The organism is Bacillus sp. RCC_6_1 (assembly GCF_041360755.1).
GTDB lineage: Bacteria > Bacillota > Bacilli > Bacillales > Bacillaceae_G > Bacillus_A > Bacillus_A cereus.
The window spans coordinates 1,164,845-1,176,256 of record NZ_JBFUPV010000001.1; the positions used below are offsets into that span (position 1 = coordinate 1,164,845).

Below are 11,412 nucleotides of genomic sequence, written 5' to 3' on the forward strand. Positions count from 1 at the left end.
TTCATACGGGACAAATTTCATGACATAAGGTAATAATGTATGCCTAAACGTAAGGAGGATTAAAATGAATAACCTTCCAATTCATGCAAAACTTAAAGTAAATAAGGATACTTTCTTCCTCCCCGATTCAAACGGGGGTGTCTATTTTCGAAATAACGCCAGTTCATTTCGTATGGACGGTGATGGAATTTATGATTGGATTGAAAAATTAATGCCAATGTTTAACGGGAATTATTCTTTAGCCGAAATAACCGATGGCCTCCCTCTCCCCTATCAAAACCGTGTATTTGAAATTGGAGAGATTTTATATGAAAATGGTTTCGTTCGCGATGCAAATCAAGATGCACCTCATGAATTAAACAGTACATTACTCGACAGATATGCTTCACAAATTGAATTTTTAGAAGCTGATTCTCATTCAGGTGCTTTAAAGTTTGAAACATACCGCGGAGCAAATGTCCTTGTACTTGGTTCTGGGGATATGCTCACTTCCTTAGTTTCTTCTTTATTAGAATCTGGTTTACCTACATTTCATTACCTCGTTACAGATCGGGATGAAACAAACTATGACAGAATACATGAGCTAATAGAACGTGCATATGAAGTTGATAACAGTGTACTCCTTCAAGAAATCGATACTACAATTGACCGTCCCTTGCGTGAAGTATTCGAACCTTTTGATTGGATTTTATATGTTTCTCAAAACGGAGACATTGACGGTTTAAAAACAGTTCACACTATTTGTAGAGAAACGAAAAAGAATTTCATACCAGCTATTTGTTTATCAACACTCGGTATAGCTGGACCTGTCGTAACAGAAAATCGTGATGAATGCTGGGAATCCGCATGGCATCGGCTACATGAAACGACTTTACAAAATGAAAATTCATCGGATTCCTTCTCACCAATTACATCTGCCATGTTAGCAAATGTAATCGTTTTTGAATTGTTTAAACATGTCGCGGATGATTCATATCGTGAAAAAGAATCACAATTCTTTTTATTAAACTATGAAACACTTGAAGGAACGTGGCATCCTTTTATAAAACACCCTCTTGCAACTGATGAAAGTTTTACAATTGATACGATAGAAAATATTTCTGAAAAACTTGAGCATCGGTATGGCCAACATACTTCAACTGATGTATTCCGCTTTTTCGATTCATTAACTTCTAAAGAAGCCGGTATATTCCATGTATGGGATGAACAAGATTCATATCAATTACCATTATCACAATGCTATATTCAAGTAGCTACTCCACTATCAGATGGCCCAGCTCCCCTTCTGCCTCTTATGACTCGTAGTGGATTGACTCATAATGAAGCACGCCGAGAAGCTGGTTTAACAGGAATTGAAACATATGTAGCAGAAATCATTCACCGCCTTATTCCTGAACATAACAATATCGGTATCGGTGCTGGAGAAACGATGACAGAAGGATTTTACCGGGCACTACAACAACATTTAAACAATAAACTGTATGAGCGGCAGTCACATATTCTAGAGGAACTTACAACTGTTGATTTAATTGATATTCAAGATAAACATTGTAGATTTTATTACGATGCTCTCTCTACAATCCATGAAACACCTAAAATCGCAATGAGTGAAGAGATTCTCAGTTTTCCAGTCGTTTGGGTTGGTATAAATGATAGATGGTACGGTGCATCTAATATTAATATGACGTTAGCGTTACGAAACGCACTACAACTATCACTCTTTCACGTTCAAAATGAAGAAATTCCTTACAGAGCTAATATCTTGCCTGAATCCTCTATTATTTTATATGACACGGATTCTTTTAGAGTGGAAATACAAGCGGAAGAAGAAATTCCAAGTGTGCAATCTTTACAGCTTGCCTTACAGCATTTAGAAGAACATAATTTTTATCCCTTCGTGTTCGATTTAGCAATCGAACCATTTTTAAAAGAAAACCTAGACGGTGTGTATGGGGTATTAATTGCAAAGGAGGACGGTTTATGATTCAAAATATATTGCTTATAGGAGATGGCCTTCTTGCAGACTATGTACATGATCAATTATGCGAACAATATTCCATCATTCGTCAACATACCCTTACAGAAGAACTTCCTGAAAATATTCATCTCGCTCTCGTATTACATGATGGATCTCCTTCTACTATTCATCATGATGCCGAACTTATTTTTCGCTCAAATCATATTCCATGGCTTCGTGGTTTTACTTCATTTGGCGAAGGTATTATCGGTCCTTACATTCATCCTCTTACGCCTGGATGTTCCCATTGTTCTGATGGACGCCGTTTTATCGCTGGCTTTGATCAAAAAGAAATGTGGGAACTACAGCGGAAATATGCCTTTAAAGCAGATAATGTAACGAGACGTGACGTACGTGCCACCCAAAATGGAATGTTGCAAATGTGCCATCTTATTTGCGCAGAAACAGGAAAAATATTAACTCATAACCATTCTTCTTTAGAAAATGAACTTATTTTACTAAACTTACAAACATTACAATGTACGCGGCATTCTTTTCTTCCAGATCCTCTCTGTCCTGTATGTAGTAATTTACCTGATGATACTGCGGATGCGGCGGAAGTTTCTTTACAACCGAGTTTAAAAGTAAGCACCGAAACGTATCGCTGCCGTTCCATTCATGAGCTAAACACATTTTTAACGAGAGACTATTTAGATTATCGGGTCGGTATGTTGAACGGAAAAATGCAGCATTCTGTATTACCATTCGCTGACGTCATTATAAACATGCCATTAATGTTCGGAAATGAAGGTGTTGCGGGACGAACTCATTCATTTGCAGTGAGTGAAGCAACTGCTATTTTAGAAGGTTTAGAACGATATTGCGGTATGTCTCCTCGTGGGAAAAAGACAAATGTGCATGGTAGTTTTCATGATTTAGAGGAACATGCACTAAATCCCCTCACACTCGGTGTCCATACAAATGAACATTACAATCGTGATAACTTTCCATTCAAGCCGTTTGATCCTGATTATGAGCAAAACTGGGTATGGGGATATTCTTTATCACAAAACAGACCGCTTTTAGTTCCTGAATCAATTGCTTATTATAGCCTTGGTCATCGAGATGCTTTCGTGTATGAAACATCAAATGGATGTGCAATTGGCGGTAGTTTAGAAGAAGCGATTTTTCACGGCATTTTAGAAATAGTAGAGCGTGATGCCTTCTTACTCACTTGGTATGCCGAATTACCTCTTCCCCGCCTTGATCTTAGTTCAGCAAATGATACAGAATTACAATTAATGATTCAGCGGTTACGTACGATTACCGGATATGAATTACACGCTTTTAACGCGACGATGGAACACGGCATTCCTAGCTTATGGGTAATTGCAAAAAATACGCGTGAAAATGGAATGAACGTTGTTTGTGCAGGAGGCGCTCATTTAAATCCTATTCGAGCCTTAAAAAGCGCCATTCAAGAAATAGCAGGCATGTTACTTATAACAGACGATGAGCTCGAGCACAAAAGAGAATACTACGAAAAATGCTTACAAGATCCTTATTTCGTTAATAAAATGGAAGACCATAGTATGCTGTATGGATTGAAAGAAACAGAAGAACGTCTTCACTTCCTTTTACGGGAAGATGCACCGGTGCAAACGTTCCAAGAAATGAATGTATCACAATCATTTGATATGGATTTAACATCCGATCTCCACCAACTTTTAAATCGTTTGCATCAATCTAATCTTGAAATAATCGTTGTAGATCAAACCGTTCCCCTCATAGAAAAGAATGGATTACATTGTGTAAAAGTTATTATTCCAGGCATGCTACCGATGACGTTTGGTCACCATCTTACTCGAGTTACAGGACTGGACCGGGTATATACCGTACCGATGACACTTGGATATACAGACGAACCTTTAACGAATGAAAGATTAAATCCACATCCACATCCGTTTCCATAGTAAAGGAGGGATTTCATGCAGCTAGATACTTTTTTACATCATCTCCATTTCTCTATCGATGAAATTATGCCGAATCATGAGGTGGACTGGAAAGACGCACCGCTTCCTTATAAATTATATCGAAATTTACCTACCATCCCGCTCTCCTTAGAAATCCCATTATCTTTACCGAACTCTTCTACTACACCTACTTTAGATGAGATTGGTCACTACCTTTGGTATTCATTTGGTGTAACACAATTATGTCAGCTAAATAGCGAGAGAAATGTATTACGAAGATCTATTCCTTCGGGTGGTGCTTTATATCCGAATGAATTGTATATCTATTTAAAGATTGACGATTACCCAGACGGCATTTACCATTATGACGCCGCGCATCACCGACTTATTTTACTTCGCGAAGGAAATTTCGATTCTTATTTGACAGACACACTCGGTAATCGCTGTAATATAGATGATTGTTTCGGTGCTGCATTCGTATCCACTATGTTTTGGAAAAATTTCTTTAAATACAATAATTTTTCATATCGTCTTCAAGGATTAGATAGCGGGGTCCTCATTGGACAATTGCTAGAATGTGCAAAGCAATTCGGTTATACAAACGGCGTATACTTTCAATTTCTAGACCGTGCACTGAACCATTTACTCGGATTGTCAGAAGGTGAAGAAAGTGTGTATGCCGTTATTCCTTTAAGTACAGAGCCAGAAACTAATTGGTTTCACAATAATTACCGTGAAAATAAAACAGTTACTTCTCATGAGTTGTTGCAACAAATTCCGCCGCTCGCACATGAACATTTCGTTCGCTCAAAACATGTAGGTGAATATCCGATGATAACAAAAATAAATGAAGCTTCTATGATCGAATCAACAGCACACTTCCAAACACTACATCATGAAGAGCACTATCAACATAATACGTACGCTGTACAGCTACCAAAAGTAGAACAGTTATCGTATGATTTCCTACAACTTTGTAAAAAACGATATTCTCCTGATGCGGATTTTATTTTAACGAAATGGGATGCAGCTGAGCTCGCTACTTTACTACAAGAAGCGAGTCTCTCCTTCCCCTATTACAACGACCTTGACGGTAAGTATACAAATGAAAATACACGCGTCTCCTTATACGGATGTTTTTATAGCGTGAAAAATATTGAAAACGGAGCTTACGCTTATAACAGTAAAACACATTCCATACAACCAATTCGGTATGGAGACCTTCGCTACCCACTTCAGTCTAGTATGACGATGGATAACGTAAACCTTTTTCAAGTACCACTTTGCTTACATGTAGTCGGACAGAAAGATTACTATACACGTGCATTAGGCTATAGAGGATACCGTATTCACCAAATGGAAGCAGGTATACTCGTTCATAAACTCGTTTTTGCTGCAACTGCTATGGGGATGGGCGGGCATCCTTTACTTAGTTTTGATACAAATGCATGTGATCAATTGTACGGAATAGATGCTGGGAATGAAACATCTCTTATTCAAGTTCCAGTTGGGGCATATCGGGCGCGGAATTGGTTAAAAGGGGCTTTGCATAGTTAAAAGCACGCCGATGGACGGCGTGCTTTTTTACTAGATTAACTTAAAAATACTCTTAATTTGTCTAGCAAATAACCAATTTTTCGTACCGTAGTTATCATTTAAACTATCTAAATTGATAGATTGTCCGTTAGCAAACTTTAATTCTAACGTAGTATTTTTGTCATTTGTTTTTAAGTTACTATTTGTAATGGCATCATACTTTAATTTTTCAATCTCAACATATTCGTCTTTTTCTTGTCCAATCACGACATGGTCTTGGAAGAAGAAAAAGACTTCTACTTTTTTACCGAAACAAAATACATTTTTCGTATAAATTAATGTCGCGTTATCAAGTCCGACACATACTTCTTTCATTTCTTCCACAACGTGTCCAAAGTCTTCTTCATGTCTTGCATTTGATTCAGCAATCCATTCTTCGATTGTTTTCATGTTAATTGCCATACTGCGCCCCCTGGTTCGTTCATTGCTTCGTTTAAAAAATAAATACTATATGAAAATATAAGCGATACGTAATATGTTTTCAAGGGGAAACGGTATATTCAAAATAAAGTGAAACTTTAATCAGTGGGGTCTTACTGTCCGCAAATAGCGGGATAAAGTTAAATTTCAAAGTAATATAAAAGGAAAACCAATTTCATTAAATTTTAAACGTTTGAACGAGACATTCTTCATCATCAATTAACTGCTCTCTCTCATCAAATTCTATGTTCAGTTTTTTATATACTTTCTTCCAAAACGACACTGCTGGTACATTTTTTAGAAGTTCGATAACGAAATATTGTCCTCTTTTCTCTTCTAGTAAATTCTCAACAGCTTGTTTACCTATTCCTTTTCCTTTATATTGATTCAATATGAAAATATCATTAATACCAAAATCATTTTCCTTCTTCAAAAACGGACGTTCCAGTAGTAATAAGAATCCTACAATACTATGATCAACTTTTATAAAATACGGCGTGATTCCGTCATTTTTCCAAAACATATGCAAATCTTTGTATCCAAAAAAACCATTGGCTCCGATAGTTATATTCATAGTGAACTTAGAAAGATCATGAAGATATAATGCGTACAAATTACGTAATATTTCTTTTTCTGATTCTTGAACTTTTTGAAGTGCTACAATCATAAAAAAACTCCCCTTCCTCATATGTAACTATTTCCTGATCCTCTTCATTCGACAAAAATGATAATTCCCCTTTAACAAAAAAATAGCACTTTAAAAAGTGCTATTCTGCTCTCCTTGCCGCTTGCTGAATTGGGTCCCACACGCTGTTATATGGTGGTGCATAACTTAAGTCGACGTCTTCTAAATCATGAATGCTCATTTTATTGAAAAGCGCCATCGCAATCACATCAATACGTTTATCTACGCCTTCTTCTCCAATTACTTGCCCGCCCAATAATTGTTTCGTATCGGAGCGATATAGTAATTTCAAGTAAAGTGGTTTTGCATTTGGATAATAGCCCGCCATATTTGTAGAATCTACTTTGACCGTTTTATACGGAATGTGTAGCCCTTTCGCTTCTTTTTCATTTAAGCCTGTTCTTGCGAGTGTCAAATCCATAAATTTAATAATGCCTGTGCCTAACGTACCTTTAAAAGCTCTTCGTTTATCAAGCATATTCAGTCCAGCAAGTCGCCCTTGCTTATTGGCTGTCGTTCCGAGCGGGATATGATCATGAATTTCCTTTATAACGTGGTAATGTGTTGCGCAATCACCGGCTGCATATACGTCTTGCACATTCGTTTGCATATATGCATTTACTTCGATTGCTCCTTTATGATTCTTACGTATATTTGTCCCTTCAAGAAAATCAGTATTCGGCTTCACTCCAACCGACACTAAAACAAGATCTGCTTTATACGTACCTTTATCCGTTTCGATTGCTTCTACTCGTTCATTTCCTTTAAATGCTTTTACATTTTCATTCGTTAAAATTTCAATATTGTGTTTATCTGCTTCTTTATGTATATATTCAGCCATATCTGCATCATAAATCGTACCGATATGATCATTTCGCTCAATCATTCTTACTTTCTTACCAAGTTCGACGAATGTTTCTGCCATCTCTAGTCCGATTGCACCACCGCCAATAATCGTTACATCTTCAACTTTATTCGTTTCTAACGTTTTTAATATGCGCTCAGCATCAGGAATTGTTTTTAAAAGATGAACGCCTTGTAATTCCCGTCCTTCCCATTCTGGCATAACAGGACGCACTCCAGTCGCAATTAATAATCGATCATATGGAAATTCAAAGACATCCTTCGTCTTCGTATGCTCTGCGTACACCATTTTCTTTTCCGTATCTACTTTCGTTACTTCATGACGCACTTTCGCATCAATTCCATATTTCTCACGAAACGTCTTTACGTTGCGCGCGATTAACTTTTCAGTTGAAGCGATAGCACCACTAATGACATACGGTAATCCACACTGAGCGTATGAATAAATTTCACCTTTTTCTAAAGTTACAACATTTGCATTTTCATCGTTTCTAACAATTTGCATAGCTGCACTCATACCAGCTGCATCTCCGCCAATAATGACATAGTTCACTTTACCACTCCTTCTTTTTTACATACTCTTTACGTTTTCCATATTTTATAGAAATAACACCTACTTCCATTGTAAAGAAAGAGAATTTCATCTTCAAATTTGGTGCACAAACCTATGCTTGAATAGGTAACCGTCGTGTCTTATATACAACATGTTTAATATGCTATAACAGTAGCTATTGAAAGTAGGTGAAACATACATGTGCGCCGGCCTTCTCGTCCAGCTTCCAGAGGAACCGATAGAACCGAAACCCGCCCTCCCGCTTGAACAGGAGTTTACCGTTAGTGTAACTTTATACAGTGCTCGTGCTTGGTTATCTGACAATGACACTTTCTCACAAACTATTTGGAAAGCTACCCGCTTCGCTTCTGCATCACACACTCGCAAGGCCATCTTTCCAGTCGGTACTGTTAAAATTATAAATTTTTCTGACGATACAATAACAGTTACTGCATCATCAGAATCAGATGATACGCTTAAAATAATCGTCCCTCCTCATTCCGAAGCTGCTTTAACGTCTAGTTCTTTATCTCATGTGCAAGCCAGTACATCAGGAGGGGCAAGTAAAGTCACATTTCTCTTTCATATCTTTTTCTCTAGGGAACCTCGTCCAGCCAAATAACGATAGAAAAGGTACAGTAATATACACTGTACCTTTTTCCCGCGCTCTATTCTCTTGATTTAATTAGTTCAATATTATAAGTTTCGATATCTGTTAACTTTCCTGTAAAATAAGGATTTTCTCTATACCAAGACTGTTTTGCAAAATACGCTTGCATATCTTTCGTTTGAAAAATATGTCCATGCCTTGCATATATTTCATTTCTAGCAATTTTCAACTGTTCTTTCGATAAATATGTTAAATCTGTGCTCGTTAATTTTCGAATATCACTATCAGGAAAGATGAAACCATTATATACATACTCAGTCGCGGGCGTTGGAGTAACATTATAAACAACTGGTTTTTCTGTACTTTTCTTTTGAAATGGAAGATTATAAGACGAAAGTGCCGTTACCGTCTCTACTTTTGTCGTTTCCCGTCCATTTTCTCCATTTCGTTCTAAATAAATTTTCGCGCTTCCATCAGTCGCTACAGGCCCCCATGTAATTTCTTCTCCTGCGAGCGCTGTAACTGGTTTTTGATTTACGTACAATGTTGCACCAGGCGCGTTCGTTTGAACTGTAATATATTGACCTTGCAACGTTAAATCTACCGTTACGTTATTTTGGCTTTGTTTCATAAGTACAACCTTTTCCTCACGCGATAGTTTTACGTAGTCATTTTTATATTCTGATTGAAACACTTGATTTCCCGGAAGAAATGGCCCATATTGCTTCTCAAACTTTTTGTCATCTGTCTTATCAATTTCTTTTCCGTTCATTTTTAACGATACGTCTTTTTCATTTGAAAGCAAAGTTGCATAGTACGTCTTCGCTTTCAATTTATATCGATCAAATATAAAGAAATACTTTCCGTCTTTCGTTAATGAAAAATCAGCTCTTTCTATTCCGTCCCGTTGTTTTTCACCTTGTCTCAAATATTCTTTTAATTCATTCACGTAAGATGGATTTTCTTTTATATATGAAAATAGAGGCGTTACGCTCTCTCTCGTTATCATAACCGATGGATCATCTGCCGTAACGATCTCAGCTAATTTCTCTCCGTCCCTCTCTTGTAAAATCGTAATCATCCGGTCTACTTGTGCCACCTGCGTATAATACGACAATCCGTACAAATACAATCCAATAATCGCTATAACAAATAGCGCTAACAGTGTAATGCCAACTTTTACACCACCGCTCATGTTCTTCTTTACTACAGAACGTCCCCTCTTCGTCCCGCAGTTTTGACAAAACTGCACACCATCTTCAAACTGAACTCCGCACTTTGTACATACATTCATCCAGTCAACCACCTTTTCATTAGAAGCCAGTTATTCCCTGTGTTAAGGCTTGAATTATCGTGCTAATGTAAGACCAAAGTACAATGAATGTTGCAATTCCAATTAAAACATTTGCAATAATAAGTGTGTAAACGAGATCTAATCCGCCATTGTCTAGCTTTAATACGGCTACAGTTATACTAATCCCTATATAAGTTGCAGCTACGGATAATAATATCGGTAAGAAAAAGATTAATAAGAAACTAAAAAGAAAAGAAAGGACTAATATGACAATAGCCGGCGTCGCTATCGTTCCCCATATACCGAATACTTCAAGAAACGAAAAAGATGATTTCATCATCTTACCACTTACAAAAATAATAAATCCGACAAATAAAGTTAAAATTAATAAAAAGAAAAAGACCGTTATAGATTCTACAAAAAACGTGGGAGTAGATATATCTGGTGCAAATGTTCTCGTAACTGCTGATGCTGCACTCATCATTCTATAAAAAATACATGCTCCTAAAAAACAAATAAGAACAAGACTTACAATTCCATTTCGTACTTCAATAGCGCCGCTTTGCATAATCGCTGTCGGTGCTTGTAATGCATGTTTAAAAAATTGAAAATAGCCGCTCGCAAACCGCTTCGCTTGCTCTACCGTTTCATTTTGCCGAGCTTCCTTTGCTTGTGCCGCACGTGCTTGTTCCGGCCCTTCTTCTTGGCCACTACTTGCCACTACTTCTTCCGTTAACGAATGTCCACAATTCCCGCAAAATTTTGCCTCCGCTGCATTTTCTGTATGACATGACGGACATTTCATTCTCTTATCCCTCCTTAAGGATATACCGTATAGGGTGTTACAAATTCAATATATGAATTTGTACATAAAACATGACTACAAGAAAAAGATTCTGAAATCCTTCTTCCGAAAGAAAATATATGTGCTAGTAATCTTGAAAAAAAATGCTATTATGAAACAGAATAAATAATATTTTTAACAGATTGGATGACTGGCAATGGAATTGGTAAACTCAATTTTTCAAATACTCCTTACAAGCGTAATCCAATTATTATCTTTAATTGGCGTTATCATTGTAATTGGATTTCTATTAGGCTATTTAGAATCTCTCACACGGATGTATTGGTCGAGAGCTTTTGGACGAAAAGGATTCCTATTAACGGCTTGGATCGGTGTTCCTATTCACGAACTTGGACATGCCATTATGTGCGTGCTGTTCCGTCATAAGATTGTAGCAACGCAGTTCTTCCCGACAGATACAAGTCAAGGGGCTTTAGGTTACGTACAACATCAATACAATCAAAAAAGTGTGTATCAACGGATTGGGAATTTCTTCATCGGCATTGGGCCTATTATTTCTGGTATTACTGCATTAATCCCATCGCTATCAAGCTAAGAAAATACAACGTCAATTATAGTAGAGGTTGTTTTTTTTTTTGTGTAGGGAATTTAAAGA

Annotated in this window: 9 protein-coding genes and 1 pseudogene; 5 read left to right on the forward strand and 5 right to left on the reverse strand. The window is 37.1% G+C overall.

Annotated features, from left to right (window positions below):
* The first annotated feature begins 64 nt into the window (after positions 1–64).
* The 3 genes from AB6801_RS05900 to AB6801_RS05910 are packed head-to-tail and all read left to right on the forward strand — an operon-like array spanning position 65 to position 5,487.
* Positions 65–1,984: a putative thiazole-containing bacteriocin maturation protein gene (locus AB6801_RS05900; protein WP_001061563.1), complete on the forward strand. Its 1,920-nt coding sequence runs from the start codon at positions 65–67 to the stop codon at positions 1,982–1,984.
* Complete coding sequence (locus AB6801_RS05905; RefSeq protein WP_097998889.1) at positions 1,981–3,930, forward strand: TOMM precursor leader peptide-binding protein; 1,950 nt, start codon at positions 1,981–1,983, stop codon at positions 3,928–3,930. The genes AB6801_RS05900 and AB6801_RS05905 overlap by 4 nt, the downstream gene beginning before the upstream one ends.
* A 15-nt stretch (positions 3,931–3,945) precedes the next feature.
* The gene (locus AB6801_RS05910) at positions 3,946–5,487 is read left to right on the forward strand and encodes a SagB family peptide dehydrogenase (protein WP_097998888.1); all 1,542 of its coding nucleotides are present in this window, start codon (positions 3,946–3,948) and stop codon (positions 5,485–5,487) included.
* Positions 5,488–5,517: 30 nt separating this feature from the next.
* Here AB6801_RS05910 and AB6801_RS05915 read toward each other — a convergent pair whose 3' ends face one another.
* The 3 genes from AB6801_RS05915 to AB6801_RS05925 form a co-directional block, all read right to left on the reverse strand.
* Positions 5,518–5,928: a DUF3908 family protein gene (locus AB6801_RS05915; RefSeq protein ID WP_000996782.1), complete on the reverse strand. Its 411-nt coding sequence runs from the start codon at positions 5,926–5,928 to the stop codon at positions 5,518–5,520.
* Between the two features lie 196 nt (positions 5,929–6,124).
* Positions 6,125–6,613, reverse strand: coding sequence for a GNAT family N-acetyltransferase (locus tag AB6801_RS05920; protein ID WP_000634326.1), 489 nt, complete (start codon positions 6,611–6,613; stop codon positions 6,125–6,127).
* A gap of 100 nt (positions 6,614–6,713) precedes the next feature.
* Positions 6,714–8,048, reverse strand: coding sequence for a CoA-disulfide reductase (locus tag AB6801_RS05925; RefSeq protein ID WP_001110235.1), 1,335 nt, complete (start codon positions 8,046–8,048; stop codon positions 6,714–6,716).
* A gap of 199 nt (positions 8,049–8,247) precedes the next feature.
* Here AB6801_RS05925 and AB6801_RS05930 point away from each other — a divergent pair, with 199 nt between their 5' ends.
* A complete protein-coding gene (locus AB6801_RS05930; RefSeq protein WP_000332422.1) occupies positions 8,248–8,670 on the forward strand; it encodes a hypothetical protein in 423 nt (140 codons plus the stop codon).
* Positions 8,671–8,716: 46 nt separating this feature from the next.
* On the opposite strand, the gene AB6801_RS05935 is transcribed toward AB6801_RS05930, so the two are convergent.
* Positions 8,717–9,952 (reverse strand): TcaA 3rd/4th domain-containing protein, encoded by a 1,236-nt coding sequence (locus AB6801_RS05935; protein WP_063246045.1) that lies wholly within the window; start codon positions 9,950–9,952, stop codon positions 8,717–8,719.
* Positions 9,953–9,971: 19 nt separating this feature from the next.
* A complete protein-coding gene (locus tag AB6801_RS05940) occupies positions 9,972–10,757 on the reverse strand; it encodes a zinc ribbon domain-containing protein (RefSeq protein ID WP_000650090.1) in 786 nt (261 codons plus the stop codon).
* 196 nt (positions 10,758–10,953) lie between these two features.
* Here AB6801_RS05940 and AB6801_RS05945 point away from each other — a divergent pair.
* Positions 10,954–11,334: pseudogene (locus AB6801_RS05945) on the forward strand (hypothetical protein); the annotation flags it as partial.
* Positions 11,335–11,412: the final 78 nt, after the last annotated feature.